We start from the raw sequence: 22,324 nt of genomic DNA, 5'->3' as shown, positions 1-22,324 counted from the left end.
ATAGTTATGTCTGATGAAAAAATATTGATAGTGGATGATGAGGAACACATAATAGAATTACTAAAGTTTAATTTAATTAATGCAGGGTACAAGGTCTTTTGTTGCAATAATGGTATAGATGCCCTTGAAATAGCAAAGATAGAAAAACCTAAATTAATATTATTGGATTTAATGTTACCAGGATTAGATGGTTTTGATGTTTGTAAAGAAGTAAAAAAAGATAAAGAAACTCAAAATACATCAATAATAATATTGACAGCAAAAGGAGAGGAAATTGATAAAATCTTAGGTTTAGAATTAGGTGCAGATGATTATATAACTAAACCTTTTTCTGTAAGAGAATTATTAGCACGAGTTAAAGCTGTTCTTAGAAGAACTTATCCAGGGGCAGACATTGAAAATAATTCATATGAGTCTCAAGGCCTTAAAATAGATTTTGATAGACATGAGGTGTTTATTAATAATCAAAAAATTGAATTGACTTTAAAGGAATTTGACCTCTTAAAAATATTAATAAAAAATAGAGGGAAAATTCTTCAAAGAGAAACGTTATTAGATAAAATATGGGGATATGAGTACATAGGGGAAACTAGAACAGTAGATGTACATATAAGATATCTAAGAAAGAAGATAGAAGAAGACGATAAAAATCCTAAATTTATAGAAACCATTAGAGGAGTAGGTTACAGGTTTAACCCAATTGATAAATAATGAAAAAGAAAATATTAATATCATCAATGATGACAGTTTTTTTTGCTCTTATAATAGTAACTTCTTTTTTTGTGTTGTTAAGTAATTTTCAACAAATTAGAGATACGAAAAATGAACTTAGAAATTTTAACTTACTTATTGGTCAATTAGATAACTTAGATTCATTAAATAATATCAATAAACAAGATTTTAGAGAAATAAAAATAAACAATGCACCAGTTAGATTTACATTACTTGATACAAATGGAATTGTATTATATGATATGGAAAATGAATTAGAAAATAATTATAAGAATAATAAAGAATTTCAACAAGCTATAGAAAGTGGAGAAGGATCATCAACTAAGTATAGTGAAGATGGTAATATTAATTTAATATATTATGCTACAAAATTAAATAATAATTTAATGGTGGTAAGTTCAGTTCCTGTTAATATGGTAAAAACGTTCCAAAATAAAAATATAAAATATTGTATAGGGATAATAACTGTTGTAATGTTTTTTTCTATATCATTATGTTTAAAATTGATAAAGATGATTATTGAGCCAATTAAAGATTTAGAATCAGTGACTCACAAGATGGCTAATGGAGATTATAAAATAAGAGCTAAAATAAATAGTAAAGATGAACTTGGAAATTTAGGAGAAAGTTTTAATAATATGGCAGATCAGCTTCAAATGAAAATGCATGAGATAGTTGACAAACAAACTAGAATAGAATCTATTTTAAGAAGTATGGAAAGTGGTGTTATTGCAGTAGATAATAATAATATTGTAATATCTATTAATCCTTATGCAGAAAGAATATTTGGTATAAAGAAAAATATTTTAGGTGAATCCATAATTGAGTATATTTCAGATTATGATATAAATACTTTTTTAGAAGAGGATTATGAAATAGATAAAGAAATAAAAATACTTCATCCAATAGAACGTGATTTAAAGATAAAAAAATCAAATATAATAAACGGAATAGAGATGATAGGTAAAGTTATAACGATACAGGATATAACTGATATAAAAAAACTTGAACTTATGAGAACTCAATTTGTTGCAAATGTGTCTCATGAGTTAAAAACACCATTAACATCTATTAAAGGTTTTGCAGAAACATTAAGATATGTAGAAGATGATGAAACTAGAGAAAAATTTTTAAATATAATAGACAAGGAATCAGAAAGATTATCAAGATTAATAAATGATATTTTAGTACTTTCTAGTATTGAGAGTAATATATCAATTCAAAATGATGAATTTTTACCTAAAACTATAATAGAAGATGTTGTAAATATGATAAGAAAACTTGCTAATAATAAAGAAATAAATTTGGAATTTTATGATGATAATCAAGAACTTATATTAGGAGATAAGGACAAATTTTATCAGCTAACATTAAATTTAGTTGAAAATGCTATAAAATATTCAGAGAATGGCTCAAATGTTAAAGTGATAAGTTATAGTAAACGAGGATATTATTATTTAGAAGTTAGTGATAATGGAATAGGTATACCTAAAGAAGACTTGCCAAGAATATTTGAAAGATTTTATAGAGTGGATAAATCACGAAAAAAGGGTGGAACAGGATTAGGACTAGCTATTGTAAAACATATAGTTAAAACATTTAATGGAGATATAAATGTTAAAAGTACATTAGGTGAAGGTAGCACATTTAAAGTGAGGATAAAATATATATAAATTATTAGAGTATGTTTTAGTGTTGTGTTGATATACGTCACTTTACATATTGCATAGATAAACACATATTTAAAACATAGCCAATTATTAAAATAAGCTGAAAAGTAAAATTTTCAGCTTATTTTATTTTGCATAGATTTTATAAAATTAATTTAAATTTTAGGATATGCTGTAGTAAGGTATTGATATTTTCCAATGTTAAATTCATTTAACGTAGTCCTAATAAAAGTTAACTTTAATCTAATAATAGCTTAACTTACTGGTTATATTATAAGTATAAAAGAATTAATTAATGTAAAAAAAGTTGATGGAGGAATTTTATATGAAAAAAAATACTTTAAAACTTATAGTCAGCGCATTATTAATAACTATGATTGGAGGAAGCATGGTCGGATGTGGATCTGAAGATAGTGCAAGTGAGGCAGGAAATGGAATAAGTGGATCAATAACGGTAAGCGGATCATCGGCATTATTACCATTAATGGAGCAATCAATTGAAAAATTTAATGAAATAAATCCTAATGCTGCAGTAAGTGCGCAAGCAGGTGGTTCAGGAACAGGTCTTACTCAAGTATTAGAAGGGACAGTTGATATTGGAAATTCAGATATATTTGCAGAAGAAAAATTAGATGAAGCGCAATCTAAAGAATTAGTAGATCATAAAGTTATAGGTCAAGGTTTTGGAATTGTTGTAAATAAATCATTAGGAGTTACAAATTTAAGTAAAGAACAATTAAAAGGAATATTTTCAGGAAAAATAACAAATTGGAAGGACGTTGGAGGCCCAGATAAAGAAATATTCTTAATTCATAGAAAATCAGGATCTGGAACAAGAGGTACATTTGAAAATAAAATATTAGATGGAAATAAGTCATTAGAAAATGATTCTTTAGGGGCAGTTCAAGATTCAAATGGTGCAGTTCTTACTGCGATGAAACAAAATGATGGAGCAATAAGTTATTTAGCTCTTTCTTATATGAATACAGCTGATGCTAAAGAAATATTACAAGTTACGAGTATTGATGGAGTATCTGCACATAATGAAAATATAAAAGACGGAAGTTATTCTTTTTGGTCATGGGGTCATATGTATACAAAAGGTGAAGCAGAAGGATTAAGTCAAGAATTTATAAATTTTATAACAAGTGAAGATAATAAGGAAAGCATAGAAAGTTTAGGATTTATTTCAGGAGCTGAAATAAAAGAAAAATAATAATTTAAAGGATGATTAAAAGATGAAAAAGAGAAGTTTTAAGGAAAGGCTTAAAAATGAATATTTGGGTCAGGGCTTTGCAACTCTATGTGGAATACTAATAATAGTAATTACAGGCTTGATATTATTATTTATAGCTTCAAAAGGAATTAAATCATTTACCCAAAATGGATATAGCATAACTGAATTTTTATTTAAAAATGATTGGAAGCCAAATCAAGAGCAGCCTTCCTTTGGAGCTTTAGCATTCATCTTAGGTTCTACATGTGTATCAATAGGAGCTGTAATTTTAAGTGCTCCTATTGCAGTTGCACTAGCTATTTTTACTAACATTATTTCTAGTAAGTTTGGTAATAATGTAATAAAACCATCATTAGAAATATTAGTTGGAATACCATCAGTTGTTTATGGGTGGGTTGGAATATCAGTATTGGTACCATTTATAAAAAACAATGTTGGAGGAATGGGATTCTCACTTTTATCAGGAATATTAGTTTTATCATTAATGATATTACCTACAATTGCTACTTTAGCTATAGATGCAATAAAAAATATACCTAATGATCATATAGAAGCTTCTTATGGATTAGGAGCGACAAGATGGCAGACAATAAGCAGAGTAATAGTACCAGGAGCGAAATCAGGAATTTTGACAGGTGTGGTATTGGGTATAGCAAGAGCGTTTGGAGAAGCACTTGCAGTACAAATGGTAATTGGTAATACTGTTAAATTGCCAGAAGGACTTCTTTCTTCGATGTCTACATTAACTAGTATTATAACAATGGATATGGCTAATACAGTAGGTGGAACAATGTGGAATGACGCATTATGGACATTAGCATTAATATTACTTGTTATTTCATTTATTTTTATAGTAATAGTTAGAAAGATAGAAAAAAGGAGTGCAGTATAATGGATGCTAAAAAAGTTGATAAAATGGCCACTGTAGTGTTTTATATAATAAGCATATTTATAGTAGGTTTGTTAGGTGCATTTATTGCTTATATATTATATAAAGGTGGAAATATGATAAAACCTTCTTTCTTATTTGGAAAACCTAAATTAACAGGAGCTGGTGGAGGAATAGGACCACAATTATTTAATTCATTTTATATGCTTATTGTTTCATTAATAATAACAGTACCAATAGGAATAGGTGCAGGAATATACTTAGCTGAGTATGCAAAAGAAGGAAAGTTTTTAAACATAATAAGAATGTCTCTTGAAACAATTTCTTCATTACCATCTATAGTTATAGGTATGTTTGGACTATTAGTGTTTGTTAATATGGCAGGTTGGGGATATTCAATACTCGCTGGAGCTATATCAGTCAGTATATTAAATATACCATCTATGACTAGAATTTCAGAAAATGCAATAAAAGCAGCTAGCAAGAAGGTAAAGGAAGCTTCATTAGGACTTGGTGCAAGTAAGTGGCAAACAATATCTAAACTTACAGTGCCAACAGCCATGAGCGAGATTTTAACTGGAATAATATTATCAGCAGGTAGAATTTTTGGAGAGGCAGCAGCTTTCCTGTATACAGCAGGATTAAGTTCAGGAGCTTTAAATTTTAATCAAATAAGTTTGGTTGGAAATAAATCGGCATTTTCTCTTTTTAGACCAGCAGAAACTTTGGCTGTTCATATTTGGAAATTAAATTCTGAAGGAATAGTAGTAGATGCAGCTCAAATTGCTAATGGGACAGCAGCAGTATTAATTATAGCAGTTCTTTTATTTAATATTTTAGCAAGGTTAATAGGAAATAGATTAATGAAATCTTATGGTGGAAAGTAGGGGAGTATAAGGAATGAGTATTATAAAAACTAAGAATTTAAATTTATATTATGCTGAAAATCAAGCGTTAAAAGATATAAATATGAATATAAATAAAAATGAAGTTACAGCATTAATAGGACCATCGGGATGTGGTAAATCAACTTTTTTAAGAACTTTAAATAGAATGAATGATTTGATTGAAATAGTTAGAATAACTGGAGAGGTTTTATTTGAAGATAAAGATATATATAAAGATTATGATGAGATATATTTAAGGAAAAGAGTTGGGATGGTATTTCAAAGACCTAATCCATTTCCTATGTCTATTTATGATAATATAGCATATGGCCCAAGAATTCATGGAACTAAAGATAAAAAAATATTAGATGAAATTGTTGAAAATAGTTTAAAAGGTGCAGCGCTTTGGGATGAAACAAAGGATAGATTAAAAAAAAGTGCAATGGGACTTTCTGGAGGGCAACAACAAAGATTATGCATTGCAAGAACTTTAGCAGTATCTCCAGAAGTTATTTTAATGGATGAACCAACATCGGCTTTAGATCCAATTTCAACGAATAAAACAGAAGAATTAATAGAGCAACTAAAAAAAGATTATACAGTAGTTATAGTAACTCATAATATGCAACAAGCAGGAAGAATAGCAGATAAAACAGCTTTCTTTTTAAGTGGAGAAGTTATAGAATTTGGAAAAACTGAGGATATATTCTATAATCCTAGAGATAAAAGAACAGAAGACTATATAACTGGTAGATTTGGTTAAATGAAAGGGTGAGGATTAATGACAAGAGAATCTCAAGATGCTAGAGTTAAAGAAATTAATAGACAATTATTAAAAATGACAAGTTTAGTAGAAAAACAAATACATGATAGTATGGTTTCATTGAAAAATCATGATTCAGATATGGCAGATAAGGTTATAAAATACGATGATAAAGTAGATGAGTTGCAAAAAATAATAGAAGAAGATTGTATAAAATTTATTGCAATGGAGCAACCACTTGCAACAGATTTAAGAAGAGTGTTTACAGCATCAAAAATAGTAACAGATCTAGAAAGAATGGCAGATCATGCAGTGGATATATGCAAAATAACTAAAAGATTAGATAGAGTAGTATTTAAAGAAAATATTAGTGAATTGTGGGATATGGAAATAAGAGTTAGAGAAATGATTGGATTAGCAATAGATTCATATATAAGGGATGATGTTAAATTTGCATATAAAATATGTAAAATGGATGATGCAATAGATGATTTATATAAAAGATTATTTGGTGTTTGCATAAATGAAATTAAAAAGAATGAGAATTTAATTAATCAAGGAACACAACTATTATTTGTAATAAAGTATTTAGAAAGAATTGCAGATCATGTTACTAATATATGTGAATGGACAATTTTTTCAAAGAACGGAACTTATGTGGATTTAAATGAATAAAAGAATAAAGTAGAGGCTAGGAAGTAAATTATTCCTAGCCTTTACTTATAAAAAAAAGGTTTAAACTTAAAGTTTATTTTAGGGAAAAATGAATAAAAAATGGTTTTAAATATAGTGTTTGCAATAACTAGTTAGTTATTATATAATTAAACGTACTATAATGAAGATGGGATGTTATAATTAGGAGTGAAAAAATGAAAAATATTATAACAAAAGTAGAAGAATACAGTATTGCTGAAGAAGTTGGAATAGAAATAAATGATAGTCTAATATCTATTAATCAAACTCCAATAGGCGATATTATGGATTATAAATTTTTATCAGCAGATGAAGAAATAGTTTTAGAAATAGAAAAAACAAATGGCGAAATTTGGGAAATAGAAATAGAAAAAGAATACGGAGAAGATATAGGTCTTGAATTTGGCGGTGGCATAATGGATAAAGCAAAAAGATGTAGTAATAAATGCATTTTTTGTTTTATAGATCAATTACCACCTGGAATGAGAGATACTTTATATTTTAAAGATGATGATTCTAGATTATCTTTTCTTCAAGGAAACTTTGTTACATTAACTAATATGAAGGAAGAAGATATTGATAGAATAATAAAATATCACATAAGTCCAATTAATGTATCAGTACATACAACAAACCCAGAACTTAGGGTTAAAATGTTGAATAATAGATTTGCAGGAAATATATTAGAGAGATTAAAAAGATTAACAGATTCAGGAATTACAATAAATGCTCAAATAGTATGTATACCAGGCATAAATAGTGGAGATGAATTAAAGAGAACTATAGAAGATTTATATAAGCTTCATCCATTTGTAGCTAGTGTGGCTGTTGTTCCAATAGGAATAACTAAATTTAGAGAAAAACTTCAACATGTAAAGACATTTACTAAGGAGCAATCTGCAAAAGAAATCGAAATGGTTAAAGAACTTCAAGATAAATTTATGAAAGAAGTAAATGAACCTTTTGTAAGGCTATCAGATGAATTTTATATAGTTTCAGGCAAGGAAGTTCCAGGTAATGACTTCTATAGAGGATATGAACAACTAGAAGATGGCGTAGGGGTTGTAAGATACTTTAATGATGTTATAGATGAAACATTAAATGATCTAGATAAAAATTCTAAGGGGAGTTTTTCAATCGCAACAGGTGCTTTAGCTTATGAAGAAATTATAAAAGCTAGAGATAAGATTTTGAAAAAAAATCCTAATATAAAATTAGATGTATACAAAGTAATAAACAATTATTTTGGAGAAACAATAACTATAACAGGACTTTTAACTGGAACTGATATAATAAATCAATTAAAAGGAAAAATAAATACGAAATATTTATTAATGGCTGATTGTATGTTTAGAAAAGGATATGAATTAGCTGACTCTAGTGAACAAATTATGCTAGATGATTTGAAAATTAGAGATATTGAAGAGGCATTAGATGTAAAAGTTATAGTAACAGATTACACAGGAGAAAATTTAATTAGTATATTAAACGAATATAAGGAGGAATTTTAATGGGAAAACCGATAGTTGCAATAGTAGGAAGACCAAATGTTGGTAAGTCAACATTATTTAATAAATTAGCAGGGAAGAGAATTTCCATAGTACAAGATACACCGGGAGTGACAAGAGATAGAGTTTATGCTGAGGCTGAATGGTTAAATTATAACTTTACTATGATAGATACTGGTGGTATAGAACCTACAAATGACGATATAATAATGAAACAAATGAGAAGACAAGCGAATATTGCTATAGAAACTGCTGATGTAATAGTATTTATAGTTGATGGTAAAGAAGGTTTAACTGCTGCGGATCAAGAAGTAGCTAATATGTTAAGAAAAAGTAAAAAGCCAGTAGTATTAGTAGTAAATAAAATTGATTCTTTAAAATATGAAGAAAACAGTTGGGAATTTTATAACTTAGGAATTGGTGATCCTATAACAATATCAGCATCACAAGCATTAGGTCTTGGTGATATGCTTGATAGAGTAGTAGAACATTTTGATAGATTTGATGCTGATGCTGAAGAGGATGAATATATCAGAATAGCTATGATTGGAAAGCCTAATGTAGGAAAATCATCATTGATAAATAAGTTGTTAGGAGAAGAAAGACTTATTGTTTCTGATATAGCAGGAACAACTAGAGATGCTATAGATAGTTATTTAGAAACAGAACAAGGAAAATTCATTTTAATCGATACAGCTGGACTTAGAAGAAAAAGCAAAGTTAAAGAAGAAATAGAAAGATATAGTGTTATAAGAACATATGCATCAATAGAAAAAGCAGATGTATGTATACTTATGATAGATGCTCAAGATGGTGTAACAGAACAAGATGAAAAAATAATAGGTTATGCTCATGAGTTAAATAAAGCTATTATAGTTCTTGTAAATAAATGGGATCTTGTTGAGAAAGATGACAAAACTATGGAGAAGTTTAAAAAAGACTTACAAGGTAGTTTGAAATTTATGCCATATGCTGAATATCTATTTATTTCAGCATTAACAGGACAAAGAACTCATAAAATTTTAGAATTAGCTAAAAAATGTTATAACAATTATAACAAGAGAGTATCTACAGGAATATTAAATGATGTAATAAGTAAGGCGATACTAATGAAAGAACCACCAATAGTTAGCCTTAAGAGAATGAAGATATATTATGCAACTCAAGTTGCTACTAAACCACCTAAGTTTGTATTTTTCGTTAACGATGCTAGTGCTTCACATTTTTCTTATGAAAGATATTTAGAAAATCAATTAAGAAATAGTTTTGATTTTAAAGGTACTGGTATACAAATCGAGTATAGACAAAGGAAGGAATAGTAATGAATAAAGTAAGTTTTATAGGTGGAGGAAGTTTTGGAACAGCTTTAGCTATACTGCTTGCGGAGAAGGGGAATACTGTAAGTATATACAATAGAGATAAAAAAGTTGTTGATGACATAAATATTAATAGAAGAAATGATAAATATATAAAAAATTTAGAAATTCCTAGTAATATTAAAGCATTTGATAATTTAGAAAAAGCAACTGAAAATGCTGAATATATTGTTTTAGCAATACCATCTCATACAATACGCAGTATTTGCAAACAGTTAAAAAATAAAATAAAACAAGAAACTATTATAATTTCAATTGCCAAAGGAATCGAAGAACATACTGATAAAAGATTATCTGCCGTTATTAAGGAAGAGTTAAATAATCCAATTGTTGTTTTATCGGGACCTAGTCATGCTGAAGAAGTAGTATTGAAACTGCCAACAACACTTGTAGTTTCTTCAGAAAATATGAATTCTGCTAGTGAAGTTCAAAATTTATTTATGACCTCTTTCTTTAGGGTATATACAAATGAAGATTTGATAGGAGTAGAAGTTGGAGGTGCTGTTAAAAACATAATTGCACTAGCTGCTGGAATTTTAGATGGTTTAGGTTATGGAGATAACACTAAAGCTGCATTAATGACCAGAGGAATGAAAGAAATTTCTAGAATAGGTTTAGCTCTTGGTGGAAGAGAAGAAACTTTTTATGGTTTGACTGGAATGGGAGATTTGATAGTAACATGTACTTCTAATCATTCTAGGAACAGAAAAGCAGGTTTATTAATTGGAAGTGGTATGAATGCAGATAAAGCAATTGAAGAAATAGGAATGGTAGTTGAGGGTGTAAAAGCTTGTAAAGCCTTTTATGAATTGAAAGAAAAAATAGGAGTATCTATGCCTATAACTGACATTTTGTATAAAGTTTTATTTGAGAAAAAGGATCCTAAATTAGGGATTGAAGAACTTATGCTTCGCGAAAAGAAAAGTGAAATATTTTAATATTAGTCCTAAAAAGAATTTTTTAACCATATAACTGTGTTAATAAAGTCTTTTTAGGACTTTTCTATTTAAAATTTTATTTAATCTGTATATTTTTAGTTTTTTAAGAATATATATATATTGGTAAAAAGAATAAGGAGGGAATAATGTGGACAGCTTTAACATATACAAAGATATAGCTGAAAGAACCCAAGGGGACATATATGTAGGAGTAGTTGGACCGGTAAGAACTGGTAAATCAACTTTTATAAAAAGGTTTATGGACCTTATGGTAATACCAAAGATTGATAATACTTATAAGAAAGAAAGAGCGAAAGATGAGTTACCACAAAGTGGTTCAGGTAAAAGTATTCACACAACAGAACCTAAATTCGTACCAAATGAGGCGGTAGAGATAAATTTAGGAGATGAAACAAAATTTAAAGTTAGAATGGTAGATTGTGTAGGATATATTGTAAAAAGTGCATTGGGATATTTAGAAGGTGAAGAAAGTAAGATGGTACATACACCATGGTATGAGTATGAAATTCCTTTTGAAGATGCAGCAGAAATAGGCACTAGAAAGGTTATCAGTGATCATTCAACCATAGGACTTGTAATTACAACAGATGGAAGTATTACAGGAATACCAAGAGAAGATTATATGGAGGCAGAAGAAAGAGTTATATATGAGCTTCAATCAATAAATAAACCATTTGTGGTTGTACTTAATACTAATAAACCCAATTCTCAAGAAACAAAAGCATTAAAAAATGAATTAGAAGCAAAATATAATGTAGCAGTAAAAGTAATGGATATATACAATATGGATGAAGAAGATATAGAAGACTTATTTGAGTATGTACTTAGAGAATTCCCAGTAAAAGAAGTTAATATAGATATGCCAGAATGGTTAGAAAAATTAGACTGTAATCATTGGTTGAAAAAGAACTTCTTCGATGTCATTTTAACTATGAGTAATGAAATTTCAAAAGTTAGAGATGTTAAACATATATTAAATAGTTTTGAAGAAAAAGAATTTATGGGCACAACATCTATTAAAGAAGTTGATTTAGGCAATGGAACAGCAAATATACTTATGAAACCTAAAGATGGTATATTTTATAAAATACTTAGTGAAATATGTGATTTAGAAGTAAATTCAGAAAGTGATCTTTTAAGTATAATAAAAGATTTAACTTATGCAAAATTAGAGTATGATAAGGTTAAAGATGCCTTGGAGGATGTTAGGGAAGCTGGTTATGGATTGGTAGCACCACAACTATCAGAAATGAAATTCGAGGAACCAGAGATTGTAAAACAAGGAAGTAAATTTGGTGTTAAATTAAAAGCAAGTGCTCCAAGCTTACATTTTATAAAGTGTGACATAAAGACAGAGATTAGCCCAATAATGGGATCTGAAAAGGAATCAGAAGAACTTGTAAAGGGGTTACTAGAACAATTTGAAACAGACCCAGCACAACTATGGCAAAGCAACATGTTTGGAAAATCTTTAGAAGTACTAGTTAAAGAAGGACTTCAAAACAAATTATATAAGATGCCAGAAGATGTACAAGTTAAAATTCAAAAGACACTTCAAAAAATTATTAATGAAGGTAATGGCGGTTTGATTTGTATAATTCTTTAACTTTAAGGGATTAATAATTTAAAAGGAGTTTAAAGAGAAAGAGTCTTTGAACTCCTTTTTAATTCTTTAGGAATTTATATTATTAAAAAATTTGTGGATAACTTTTAAAATAATGTGTTTTAAAGGTATTATGAGTACCCCTAAAGAATAAAAAATAATTATATGCCGCACCATTATTCCTGCACTGCGTTTGGAAAGAGCGCATGGCTAAAAAAATCGACGGCTCCAAAGTCGCCTTAGCGATTTTGTTCTACATATTAATAAATTTTATATTAATATTTTAAAATTCATAGAAGAGGCTATCCTAATATTATATAATAAAATAAAGAATATAAAATGAGGGATATCATGAAAAAAATGTATAGAATCTATAAGAAAGTTGGCAATTTAAATATATCTTTAATTGAAGAACTTATAGAATATGACTTTCCATCATCTGTTTATATATCTTCCAGAGTAATAAATCATATAATAAAAAAACATGGAAAACAATTTACTAAAAGAGTTAAAAATCATATAATAAAAATTATGGAAGAGATAATTAGGTGCCCAGATTATATAGGAATAGATCCTTTAAGAAGTAATGATGGGGCATTAGAATTAGTAAAAAAGATTGATAGTAATATTCTTTTAGCATTAGAGTATGATGAAGAAGGTCAATATATATATGTAGCAACTATGTATCCTATAACAGAATCTAGAATAGTTTCAAGGTTAAATAGTGGAAGGCTAATAAGTTGCAATGATGAAAAATCTCAGGATATATTTTAATTAACTAAGTAAGCTTTAAATGGAGTGTAGAATATTTAGACATTAACAAAATAATTTAAATACTCTTGGGTTTCCAAGAGTATTTTTATGATAAAAATAAAAAATAGAAATATATATTAGAATGTAACTATGTTTATATGGAGGAAGAATAGATGAAAAAAATAGCAATAATATTTAATGGTGGAACTATATCTATGAAAGTAGATGAAAAAATAAAAGCAGCAGTTCCTAGTTTAAGTGGAGAAGAAATAATGCAAATGGTAACAGGGATTCAGGGGGTTGCTGAAATTGAAAGTCATACATTTTCTAATTTACCATCGCCACATATGACTTCTGAATTAATGCTTGAATTGTCAAATTTGGTTCAAAAATTATTAGACAGAGCTGATATAAGCGGTGTTGTAATAACTCATGGAACTGATACTTTAGAAGAGACGGCATACTTTTTAGATTTAACTTTAAATACTGATAAACCAGTAGTCGTTACTGGAGCAATGAGAAGCAGTGATGAACTGGGATATGATGGACCTTTTAATTTAGCTACATCAATATGCACAGCAATTTCTGATAGTGCTAAAAATAGGGGCGTTTTAGTATGTTTTAATAGTGAATTACATAGTGCAACAGAAGTAACCAAAAGAAATTCAATGGCATTAAATGCTTTTAGTACACCTAATTTTGGGCCCATTGGAATAGTTGATAATAATAGAGTTATTTTTTATAGGGAAAATTCTAAATCTATACACGTTAAAATAAAGAGTATGGAAAAAGATGTAGCTTTAATTAAGTGCGTTTCTGGTATGGATTCAAAATTTATAGATTTTGTTATTTCTAATGAATATAAAGGAGTAGTAATTGAGGCATTAGGAAGGGGAAATGTACCTCCTTTAATGGTAGATGGAATTAAGAGAGCTATTAAAAACGAAATTCCAGTTGTAATAGTATCAAGGTGCTTTGAAGGTCGAGTATTTGAATCTTATGGATATTTAGGTGGTGGAAAAAATCTTAGAGAGTATGGAGTTATATTTGGAGATGTATTATCTGGACAGAAGGCTAGAATAAAATTATTAGTAGCTGTAAATCATAATGATAATTTAACTAAAATAAGAGAAATATTTGAAAAAGATACATACGAAATACAAAAAAACTGAATAAATAAAATGAAATAAAATAAAATGTTCGGAAAAATAAGAAAAAAACAAGTGATTAAACCTTTTTAGATTGACAATGTTCGGATTGATAAGTATAATAATATTTGTAAAAGGGATAACTCATATAATTGTGATAATATGGTTCACAAGTATCTACCAGATTGCCGTAAATAATTTGACTATGAGTAAGACTATATTAATTTCTTATTAATAATTAAGTCGCTATGAGTTATCAAATGAAACCATAGGGATTTTTTTTAGTTGAATAATTTAGGAGGAATAAAAATGCAACAAGAAAAAAAGTCTGAAAGAATATTTGAAATATTTTCTAATGAAAAGGTTGATTTTAAAAAAGAAATAGTAGCTGGGGTAACTACTTTCTTAACAATGGCTTACATAATTGCTGTAAATCCTAACATGTTAAGTGCAACAGGTATGCCAAGTGGAGCGCTTGTAACAGCAACTTGTTTATCAGCAGCTTTTGCAACAATATTCATGGGAGTGTTTGCAAATCTACCTTTTGCCTTAGCATCTGGAATGGGATTAAATGCATATTTTGCATTTTCAGTTGTATTAGGAAAAGGGATATCATGGGAGGTAGCATTAACAGCAGTATTTGTAGAAGGTATTATATTTATTTTAATGTCATTATTTAAAATTCGTGAAGCTGTTGTAAATGCAATTCCAGAGAATATGAAATATGCAGTTACGGCTGGAATTGGATTGTTTATTGCATTTATTGGATTTGTAGGCAGTGGAGTAGTTGTAAACAATGATGCAACTTTATTAGGGCTAGGTGATTTCACAATTCCTACAGTTACAATCACTTGTGTTGGATTAATAATTATCGCAGTATTAGATAAAAAGAAAATAAAAGGTTCAATTTTAGTTGGGATTTTAGTAAGTACTTTATTGGCTTGGGGATATGCTTTAAAAAATCCATCAGTGGCAGCTGACTTGGGTATATATTTACCAAATGGGATTTTTAAATTTGAAAGTATTGCTCCTATTGCAGGTAAGGTAGATCTAGGATATGCATTTCATCCAGATAATATTGGATTATTTATAACAGTAGTATGCACATTCTTGTTTGTAGATTTCTTTGATACAGTAGGAACATTAGTAGGAGTTAGCTCAAGAGCAGGAATGCTTGATGAGGAAGGGAAAGTTCCTAATGCAGGAAAAGCACTACTTGCAGATGCTATTGGGACAACCGTAGGAGCATGCCTTGGAACTTCAACAGTAACAACTTATGTAGAAAGCTCAACAGGGGTTGCAGCAGGAGGAAGAACAGGATGGACTGCTATTACAACAGGGGTTTTATTCTTAATTGCAATGTTCTTTTCACCAATTTTTATTGCAATACCATCATGTGCTACAGCACCGGCTTTAATATATGTGGGATATTTAATGCTTGGAGCAGCTAAAAACATAGATTTTAATGAAATTACAGAAGGGCTTCCAGCATTTGTGACAATCGCTTTGATGCCTCTTACTTATAGTATTGGAGATGGGCTAACATTTGGTATATTATCATATGTATTTATAAATTTATTATATAACCTTTTCTCTAAAAAAGAAGATAAGAAAAAAGTTTCTTGGGTTATGGTAATGTTAGCGCTTATCTTCTTAGTGAAATTAACAGTATTATAATATAAAATTTTTATTTTAGATTCTGTTTTAGCAGGGTGTTGATATATGCATAAGCAAAGTGGGCGGAGTAATTGAACTTAGGAATACTAAAATGAGTATAGTCCAATTTTAGCTTGTTCCCAATATAAAATTAGGACAAGCAGTAAATGTGATTATCAAAATGAAACTCGACTTCGCTGAGTAAGTTCGAAAAGCTAAATATAAAATTTAGATTCTCACTTAAGGATTCTCAAAGTCCAATTACAATGCCACTTCACCTATTGCATATATCAACACACATTTTAAACAGAGCCTTATTTTAAAATAAAGCGAACTTTCAGCTATGGATTAAAGTTTTAAAGGGATAATTAAAAGTATGTATCTAATGTTTACTATTGAACATTAGATACATGCTTTATTTATTTATAAATAAATAAAAAAATAATTATGAATAAAATATGAACAAAGAGTTGACTTAACATAGCAAATTAATTATTATAATTAAAGAATTACTTCTTATAAATGAAGGAGGTGTGCTAAAATGGTTAAAAGCATGACAAGTTTTGGGCGTGCTCAAAGTGATAAAAATAGTGGCATGGTTTTTTCAGTTGAAATGAAGAGCGTAAATCATAGATACTTAGATATTAATATTAGAATGCCTAAAACTATGCTATCTCTAGAAGAAAAGATTAGAGGACTAATTAATAGTAAACTAAATAGGGGTAAAGTGGACGTTTTTATAAACTATAAAAGCTATTCAAAAGAAAATATAGAGCCTACAGTTGATATTAAGTTGGCTAAAAAATACTATGATTGCTTGAAGTTAATACAGGAAGAATTAGATTTAGTAGATGATATAACAACTACTAAGATATCAAGATTGCCTGATGTACTAACTTTAGTTGAAAAAGAAGAAAATTTAGAAGAAATATTAAAAGAACTATTGCCTTTGATAGAAAATTCTATTGATTTAATGAATGATATGAGAATAAGAGAAGGGGAAAAGTTAAAAAATGATATTTTAATGAAAATAGATACAATAGAAAAATTTGTAATAGAAATAGAAAAATTAGCAGATGAAATTCCTAAAAATTATAAACAAAAACTTGAAGAGAGATTATCTGAATTATTAACTGATATAGATTTAGATGAATCAAGAATTGCTCAAGAGATTGCAATTTTATCTGATAAAGCGGCTGTTGATGAAGAAATTGTAAGACTTAAAAGTCACTTAAATCAAGTTAGACAAACGTTAGGATTAGAAGAACCAATAGGAAGAAAATTAGATTTTATAATTCAAGAAATGAATAGAGAAGCCAATACTATTGGATCTAAATCAGTAGATATTTGTATGACAAATAAAGTTATAGATATAAAAAATACTATAGAGAAGATAAGAGAGCAAGTACAGAATATAGAATAATAGGAGGAAAAATATGGGAATAAAATTAATAAACATAGGTTTTGGTAATATAGTTTCTGCTAATAGATTAGTTGCTATCGTAAGTCCTGAATCAGCACCAATAAAAAGGATAATTCAAGAAGCAAGAGATAGAGGTATGTTAATAGATGCGACATACGGAAGAAGAACAAGAGCTGTAATAATAACAGATAGTGATCATGTTATATTATCAGCAGTACAACCTGAAACAGTTGCTCATAGACTATCTACTAAAGATGAAGTTGTTGAAGAGGTCGATGAATAATGAATGATAAAAAAAGAGGTCTGTTAATTGTTATATCGGGACCATCAGGTGCAGGAAAAGGTACGATATGCAAAGAGTTACTTGAAAAAAACGATAATTTATTATTATCAGTTTCAGCAACAACTAGATCACCAAGAAATGGTGAAGTAGATGGTATTAATTATCATTTTTTATCTAAAGAGGATTTTATAACAAGAATAGAAAAGAATGACTTTTTAGAACATGCAGAAGTATATGGAAATTACTATGGAACACCTAAATCAAATGTTGATAAAATGTTAGATAGTGGTAGAGATGTAATTTTAGAAATAGATATACAAGGTGCATTAAAAGTAAAAGAAAATACAGAAGAAGGTGTATTTATATTTATATTACCACCTTCTATGGAAGAATTAAAACAAAGAATTATTAAAAGGGGAAGTGAAACCCCGGAATCTCTTATGAAGAGATTTAAATCTGCCTATAAAGAAATAAATTTTGTTTCTAAATATAATTATGCAGTAGTTAATGATGAAGTTAACGTTGCAGTAGAAAAGTTAGAAGCAGTAATATTAGCTGAAAAATGTAGGGTAGATAGGTTAAAACATAGTATATTAGATTCAAAGGAGGACTTAATACATGAACAACTCTATGATTAATCCATCAATAGTAGACTTATTAACAAAGGTGGGGGACAGATATTCTTTAGTAATTTTAACATCAAAAAGAGCTAGAGAAATAATTGAAGGTGCAGAACCATTAGTTAAAGTAGATTCTCACAAACCACTAACAATTGCAATTAATGAAGTAAATGAAGATGTTGTAAAATATCAAGAATAATATAAAGGGATTTGAGTATTATGAAAAAGTGTGTGGTATTAGGCGTAAGCGGAGGAATAGCTGTTTATAAAGCTTTAGAAGTAGTAAGCTTACTTAGAAAGCAAGATGTTGAAGTTAGAGTAATAATGACAAAATCAGCTACTGAATTTGTTACTCCACTTTCATTTCAATCACTTAGTCAAAATATGGTTATATATGATATGTTTTCTGAACCAAAAGCATGGGAAATTCAGCATATAAGTTTAGCTGAGAAAGCAGATGTTTTTTTAGTAGCACCAGCAACAGCTAATATAATTGGCAAAGTTGCAAATGGAATAGCTGATGATATGTTATCAACAACTATCATGGCAACTAAAGCAAAAGTAATTTTTGCACCAGCCATGAATACTAATATGTATGAAAATCCAATAGTTCAAGGAAATATAGAAAAACTTAAGAGTTTAGGATATGAATTTATAGAACCAGCATGTGGTAGACTTGCTTGTGGAGACATAGGAAAAGGAAAACTTGAAGATCCAAAAGTAATTGTAGATAGAGTGATATCACAATTTACTAAAAAAGATTTAGCTAATAAAAATGTTTTAGTTACAGCAGGTCCTACAATATCACCAATAGATCCAGTTAGATATATAACTAATAGATCAACTGGGAAAATGGGATATGCGATAGCTAAAGAAGCCAGAGATAGAGGTGCTAATGTTACATTGATTTCTGGTCCAACTTCATTAGAAATACCAACAAATATTAATTTTATTAGAGTTTCTACTAATAGTGAAATGAAAGAAGAAATAAACAAGTATTTTGATAATTCTGATGTAGTTGTAAAATCAGCTGCTGTAGCTGATTATAAAGCAAAAGAATATAGTAGTCAGAAGATAAAAAAAGGTGATGGAGATTTAGAATTAGCTTTCACTAGAGATAATGATATTCTTATGGAACTAGGACGCAAAAAGAAAAATCAAATTTTAGTTGGGTTTGCTGCTGAAAGTCAAAATTTAAAAGAAAATGCTAAAAAAAAGCTTATAAGTAAAAATTTGGATTATATAGTTGCAAATGATATAACAAGTGAAGATACTGGTTTTGCTTCTGAAGATAATAGAGTAATTATTTTATCTAATAAAGATGAAGAGATCCCAATAGATAAAACAAGCAAAAATGAGATTGCTAGCAAATTATTTGATATTATTGGAAAGCGCTAAATGCGCTTTCTTCTTATTATACAAGTATATGTTAATAAGGTATCTTAAAAAGGGTGAATTTATATGAGCATTTATGCTGAAATAATTATAAATAGTGATGCAAATGAAGTAGATAGACCATTTACATATAAAATATCAGATGAATTCATTGATAAAGTTGGTATTGGATATAGAGTAAAAGTTCCTTTTGGAAAAGGAAATAGAAATGTTGATGGCTTTGTATTTAAAATTTTAACTGAAGAGTTGGAATTTAAATACAGGATTAAATATATTGTAGATGTTTGTGAAGACTATCCTATTTTAACAAAAGCAGATATTGATCTTATTAATTTTTTGAGAAATAAATATCTTTGTAAATATATAGATGGAATAAGACTTTTAATACCTGTTGGAATTATGAAAGGTTTAAAGAATAAAAAAAGACGTGTGATATACACAGACAAACAATTGGAAGATGAAAAATTTAAAAAAGATAATTATATAAAGTTGTATGAATTTATATCACAAAATGAGGGCTCATTTACCAAAAGTGAAATAACAAAAGACAATGGATTTTCAAGTTATTCTTTAAATAAATTAATAGAAGCAGGAATTTTGAAATGTGAAGAGCAAGTAGTTTTTAGATATAATATTAAAAGTTATTCTGAATATTCTTCTAAAACATTAACATTAGAACAACAAAAAGCTTTTGATACCATTGTAAATGGAAATGAAAAAAAATGCCTCATAAAAGGAGTAACTGGTTCAGGAAAAACGGAAGTTTATATGCATTTAGTAGCAGATATGTTAAAGCAAGACAAAGGATGTATAATATTGGTGCCAGAAATTGCATTAACGCCTCAAATGATTGAAAGATTTAAAGGAAGATTCGGAAGCAATATTTCTCTTTTTCATAGTAGACTTTCTGAGGGAGAAAGATTTGATGAATGGTTTAGAATAAAAGAAGGTAAATCTAAACTAGTTATAGGAGCTAGAAGTGCTCTTTTTTTACCAATGCAAAATTTGGGGTTAATTATAATAGATGAAGAGCATGAAACAACTTATAAATCAGAACAAAATCCTAAGTATAACACTATTGAAGTTGCAGAATTCATTACTGAAATGCAAGGATGTAAGCTTATATTAGGTTCTGCTACTCCAAGTATTCAAAGTTATTATAAAGCTTTGGAAGGTAAATATAAGCTGATAGAGATGAATAAAAGAGTGAATAAAAAAGATATGCCAAAGTTTGATATAATAGATATGCGAGAAGAATTAAAATCAAATAATTTATCTTTATTTAGTAAGGCTCTCTATAATGAAATTGATAAAAATCTTAAAAATAAAAATCAAACTATTTTGTTTTTAAATAGGAGGGGAATGTCAACTTTTATTTCTTGCAGAAGTTGTGGATATGTTTTTAAATGTCCAGAATGTGATGTTTCAATGACTTATCATAAAAATGGATATTTGATATGTCATTATTGCGGAAGAGCAGAAAGAGAACAAAAAATATGTCCAAAATGTAAAAGTAAATATGTGAAGTATTTTGGTGCAGGTACTGAGAGAGTAGAAACAGAAGTGAAAAAATATTTTCCCAAAGCTAGAGTATTGAGAATGGATGTTGATACTACTAGACATAAAAATTCACATGAATCTATATATAATTCATTTAAAAATGGAGAGGGAGATATTTTAATTGGTACTCAAATGATTGCCAAAGGATTGGATTTTCCAAATGTAACACTGGTTGGAGTATTAGCAGCTGATATTTCTATAAATATTCCAGATTATAGATGTGGAGAAAGAACTTTTCAAATTATAACTCAAGTAGCAGGAAGAGCAGGAAGAGGAGAAAAGGATGGATTAGTAATAGTTCAAACATATACTCCTAATCACTATAGTTTAATACATGCTAAAAATGGTGACTATAAGTCTTTCTTTGAGGAAGAAATTAGATTTAGAAGTCTTATGGATAATCCACCTTTCACAAAGATATTAATAATTAATGGAACTTCTAAATTTCAGGAAAAATTGAAAATATTTATGTATAATTTACAGAAGGAATTGGAAAAGTTAATAATAGGAACGGGGCTTATATTGTTAGGTCCAGTGCCTTGTATAATTACCAAGTTAAAGGATAAATATAGATGGCAGATAATAATAAAAGGTAATTTTAGTGATGAATTTAGTAAAAAAGTAAAAGATACACTTTATCTATTAAATAAGAGTGTATATAATGAAATAAGGATTAGTATTGATATAAATCCTAATAATATGACATAGGGGGAATTTTAGATGGCATTAAGAAATATAAGAAAATATGGAGATTCTGTTTTAAGAAAAAAATGTAGAGAAGTTGAAAAAATAGATGAAAGATTAGTAACACTAATTAAAGATATGCTTGAAACAATGTATGATGCAGATGGAGTAGGTCTTGCAGCACCACAAGTTGGAATATTAAAGAGATTATTTATTGTAGATATTGGAGAAGGACCTTTAGTATTTATAAATCCTGAAATATTAGATACTGATGGAAAACAAGTTGATGAAGAAGGTTGTTTAAGTTTACCAGGTAAAACAGAACCTGTTATGAGACCTAATTATGTTAAAGCTAGAGCTTTAAATGAAAAGGGAGAAGAGTTTGAAATAGAAGCTGAAGAACTTTTAGCAAGAGCTATTTTACATGAATATGATCACTTAAATGGAACTCTATTTATCGACAGAACTACTAAAAAATAGGAGGC

At 28.5% G+C, this 22,324-nt stretch carries 21 protein-coding genes and 1 riboswitch; all 21 genes read left to right on the top strand.

What is annotated here, in order from left to right:
* Positions 1 to 6: 6 nt before the first annotated feature.
* The 21 genes from NG901_RS06490 to def all read left to right on the top strand — a co-directional run bounded on the left by NG901_RS06490 (position 7) and on the right by def (position 22,319).
* Positions 7 to 711 carry a winged helix-turn-helix domain-containing protein gene (locus tag NG901_RS06490; RefSeq protein ID WP_252212925.1) on the top strand — a complete coding sequence of 235 codons (705 nt, stop codon included), beginning with the start codon at positions 7 to 9 and terminating at the stop codon, positions 709 to 711.
* The gene (locus NG901_RS06485) at positions 711 to 2,405 is read left to right on the top strand and encodes a HAMP domain-containing sensor histidine kinase (protein WP_252212924.1); all 1,695 of its coding nucleotides are present in this window, start codon (positions 711 to 713) and stop codon (positions 2,403 to 2,405) included. Before NG901_RS06490 ends, NG901_RS06485 begins: the two co-directional genes overlap by 1 nt.
* A 322-nt stretch (positions 2,406 to 2,727) precedes the next feature.
* Entirely contained in the window at positions 2,728 to 3,618 is an 891-nt protein-coding gene (locus NG901_RS06480; protein ID WP_252212923.1) for a phosphate ABC transporter substrate-binding protein, read from the top strand.
* Positions 3,619 to 3,640: 22 nt separating this feature from the next.
* Entirely contained in the window at positions 3,641 to 4,531 is an 891-nt protein-coding gene (pstC, locus tag NG901_RS06475) for a phosphate ABC transporter permease subunit PstC (protein WP_252212921.1), read from the top strand.
* On the top strand, positions 4,531 to 5,415 hold the full coding sequence (pstA, locus tag NG901_RS06470; RefSeq protein WP_252212920.1) for a phosphate ABC transporter permease PstA: 885 nt from the start codon (positions 4,531 to 4,533) through the stop codon (positions 5,413 to 5,415). Before pstC ends, pstA begins: the two co-directional genes overlap by 1 nt.
* A gap of 13 nt (positions 5,416 to 5,428) precedes the next feature.
* A complete protein-coding gene (gene pstB, locus NG901_RS06465) occupies positions 5,429 to 6,178 on the top strand; it encodes a phosphate ABC transporter ATP-binding protein PstB (protein WP_252212918.1) in 750 nt (249 codons plus the stop codon).
* Positions 6,179 to 6,196: 18 nt separating this feature from the next.
* Positions 6,197 to 6,853 carry a phosphate signaling complex protein PhoU gene (gene phoU, locus NG901_RS06460; RefSeq protein ID WP_252212917.1) on the top strand — a complete coding sequence of 219 codons (657 nt, stop codon included), beginning with the start codon at positions 6,197 to 6,199 and terminating at the stop codon, positions 6,851 to 6,853.
* A 194-nt stretch (positions 6,854 to 7,047) separates the two neighbouring features.
* Positions 7,048 to 8,382, top strand: coding sequence for a DUF512 domain-containing protein (locus NG901_RS06455; RefSeq protein ID WP_252212915.1), 1,335 nt, complete (start codon positions 7,048 to 7,050; stop codon positions 8,380 to 8,382).
* Entirely contained in the window at positions 8,382 to 9,698 is a 1,317-nt protein-coding gene (der, locus tag NG901_RS06450; RefSeq protein ID WP_252212913.1) for a ribosome biogenesis GTPase Der, read from the top strand. The genes NG901_RS06455 and der overlap by 1 nt, the downstream gene beginning before the upstream one ends.
* A gap of 2 nt (positions 9,699 to 9,700) precedes the next feature.
* Positions 9,701 to 10,693 (top strand): NAD(P)H-dependent glycerol-3-phosphate dehydrogenase, encoded by a 993-nt coding sequence (locus NG901_RS06445; RefSeq protein ID WP_252212912.1) that lies wholly within the window; start codon positions 9,701 to 9,703, stop codon positions 10,691 to 10,693.
* A gap of 148 nt (positions 10,694 to 10,841) precedes the next feature.
* Positions 10,842 to 12,320, top strand: a complete 1,479-nt coding sequence (gene spoIVA / locus NG901_RS06440) for a stage IV sporulation protein A (protein ID WP_252212911.1) — start codon at positions 10,842 to 10,844, stop codon at positions 12,318 to 12,320.
* A gap of 348 nt (positions 12,321 to 12,668) precedes the next feature.
* Entirely contained in the window at positions 12,669 to 13,091 is a 423-nt protein-coding gene (locus NG901_RS06435; protein ID WP_252212910.1) for a PBECR3 domain-containing polyvalent protein, read from the top strand.
* Positions 13,092 to 13,243: 152 nt separating this feature from the next.
* The gene (locus tag NG901_RS06430; RefSeq protein ID WP_252212909.1) at positions 13,244 to 14,242 is read left to right on the top strand and encodes an asparaginase; all 999 of its coding nucleotides are present in this window, start codon (positions 13,244 to 13,246) and stop codon (positions 14,240 to 14,242) included.
* 100 nt (positions 14,243 to 14,342) lie between these two features.
* A riboswitch (purine riboswitch) is annotated at positions 14,343 to 14,444 on the top strand.
* 83 nt (positions 14,445 to 14,527) lie between these two features.
* Positions 14,528 to 15,895, top strand: a complete 1,368-nt coding sequence (locus tag NG901_RS06425; RefSeq protein ID WP_252212908.1) for an NCS2 family permease — start codon at positions 14,528 to 14,530, stop codon at positions 15,893 to 15,895.
* A gap of 520 nt (positions 15,896 to 16,415) precedes the next feature.
* On the top strand, positions 16,416 to 17,297 hold the full coding sequence (locus NG901_RS06420) for a YicC/YloC family endoribonuclease (RefSeq protein WP_252212907.1): 882 nt from the start codon (positions 16,416 to 16,418) through the stop codon (positions 17,295 to 17,297).
* A gap of 13 nt (positions 17,298 to 17,310) precedes the next feature.
* Positions 17,311 to 17,580 (top strand): extracellular matrix/biofilm regulator RemA, encoded by a 270-nt coding sequence (remA, locus tag NG901_RS06415; RefSeq protein ID WP_252212906.1) that lies wholly within the window; start codon positions 17,311 to 17,313, stop codon positions 17,578 to 17,580.
* Entirely contained in the window at positions 17,580 to 18,218 is a 639-nt protein-coding gene (gmk, locus tag NG901_RS06410) for a guanylate kinase (RefSeq protein WP_252212905.1), read from the top strand. Before remA ends, gmk begins: the two co-directional genes overlap by 1 nt.
* Positions 18,199 to 18,399, top strand: a complete 201-nt coding sequence (rpoZ, locus tag NG901_RS06405) for a DNA-directed RNA polymerase subunit omega (protein ID WP_252212904.1) — start codon at positions 18,199 to 18,201, stop codon at positions 18,397 to 18,399. Before gmk ends, rpoZ begins: the two co-directional genes overlap by 20 nt.
* Before the next feature lie 20 nt (positions 18,400 to 18,419).
* Positions 18,420 to 19,598, top strand: coding sequence for a bifunctional phosphopantothenoylcysteine decarboxylase/phosphopantothenate--cysteine ligase CoaBC (coaBC, locus tag NG901_RS06400; protein WP_252212903.1), 1,179 nt, complete (start codon positions 18,420 to 18,422; stop codon positions 19,596 to 19,598).
* A gap of 63 nt (positions 19,599 to 19,661) precedes the next feature.
* Positions 19,662 to 21,863, top strand: a complete 2,202-nt coding sequence (gene priA / locus NG901_RS06395) for a primosomal protein N' (RefSeq protein ID WP_252212902.1) — start codon at positions 19,662 to 19,664, stop codon at positions 21,861 to 21,863.
* Between the two features lie 12 nt (positions 21,864 to 21,875).
* Complete coding sequence (def, locus tag NG901_RS06390; protein WP_017352899.1) at positions 21,876 to 22,319, top strand: peptide deformylase; 444 nt, start codon at positions 21,876 to 21,878, stop codon at positions 22,317 to 22,319.
* Positions 22,320 to 22,324: the final 5 nt, after the last annotated feature.

Source organism: Clostridium sp. CMCC3677 (genome assembly GCF_023845585.1).
Taxonomy (GTDB): Bacteria; Bacillota; Clostridia; order Clostridiales; family Clostridiaceae; genus Clostridium; species Clostridium aquiflavi.
This window is presented reverse-complemented; position numbering and strand designations above follow the sequence as displayed.

Coding starts and splice junctions, on each gene's coding strand:
- pstA (WP_252212920.1), top strand. CDS start 4,531: ATGGATGCTAAAAAAGTTGATAAAATGGCCACTGTAGTGTTTTATATA.
- coaBC (WP_252212903.1), top strand. CDS start 18,420: ATGAAAAAGTGTGTGGTATTAGGCGTAAGCGGAGGAATAGCTGTTTAT.
- NG901_RS06490 (WP_252212925.1), top strand. CDS start 7: ATGTCTGATGAAAAAATATTGATAGTGGATGATGAGGAACACATAATA.
- pstB (WP_252212918.1), top strand. CDS start 5,429: ATGAGTATTATAAAAACTAAGAATTTAAATTTATATTATGCTGAAAAT.
- priA (WP_252212902.1), top strand. CDS start 19,662: ATGAGCATTTATGCTGAAATAATTATAAATAGTGATGCAAATGAAGTA.
- gmk (WP_252212905.1), top strand. CDS start 17,580: ATGAATGATAAAAAAAGAGGTCTGTTAATTGTTATATCGGGACCATCA.
- rpoZ (WP_252212904.1), top strand. CDS start 18,199: ATGAACAACTCTATGATTAATCCATCAATAGTAGACTTATTAACAAAG.
- NG901_RS06455 (WP_252212915.1), top strand. CDS start 7,048: ATGAAAAATATTATAACAAAAGTAGAAGAATACAGTATTGCTGAAGAA.
- pstC (WP_252212921.1), top strand. CDS start 3,641: ATGAAAAAGAGAAGTTTTAAGGAAAGGCTTAAAAATGAATATTTGGGT.
- NG901_RS06485 (WP_252212924.1), top strand. CDS start 711: ATGAAAAAGAAAATATTAATATCATCAATGATGACAGTTTTTTTTGCT.
- NG901_RS06435 (WP_252212910.1), top strand. CDS start 12,669: ATGAAAAAAATGTATAGAATCTATAAGAAAGTTGGCAATTTAAATATA.
- def (WP_017352899.1), top strand. CDS start 21,876: ATGGCATTAAGAAATATAAGAAAATATGGAGATTCTGTTTTAAGAAAA.
- der (WP_252212913.1), top strand. CDS start 8,382: ATGGGAAAACCGATAGTTGCAATAGTAGGAAGACCAAATGTTGGTAAG.
- NG901_RS06445 (WP_252212912.1), top strand. CDS start 9,701: ATGAATAAAGTAAGTTTTATAGGTGGAGGAAGTTTTGGAACAGCTTTA.
- remA (WP_252212906.1), top strand. CDS start 17,311: ATGGGAATAAAATTAATAAACATAGGTTTTGGTAATATAGTTTCTGCT.
- NG901_RS06480 (WP_252212923.1), top strand. CDS start 2,728: ATGAAAAAAAATACTTTAAAACTTATAGTCAGCGCATTATTAATAACT.
- phoU (WP_252212917.1), top strand. CDS start 6,197: ATGACAAGAGAATCTCAAGATGCTAGAGTTAAAGAAATTAATAGACAA.
- NG901_RS06430 (WP_252212909.1), top strand. CDS start 13,244: ATGAAAAAAATAGCAATAATATTTAATGGTGGAACTATATCTATGAAA.
- NG901_RS06420 (WP_252212907.1), top strand. CDS start 16,416: ATGGTTAAAAGCATGACAAGTTTTGGGCGTGCTCAAAGTGATAAAAAT.
- NG901_RS06425 (WP_252212908.1), top strand. CDS start 14,528: ATGCAACAAGAAAAAAAGTCTGAAAGAATATTTGAAATATTTTCTAAT.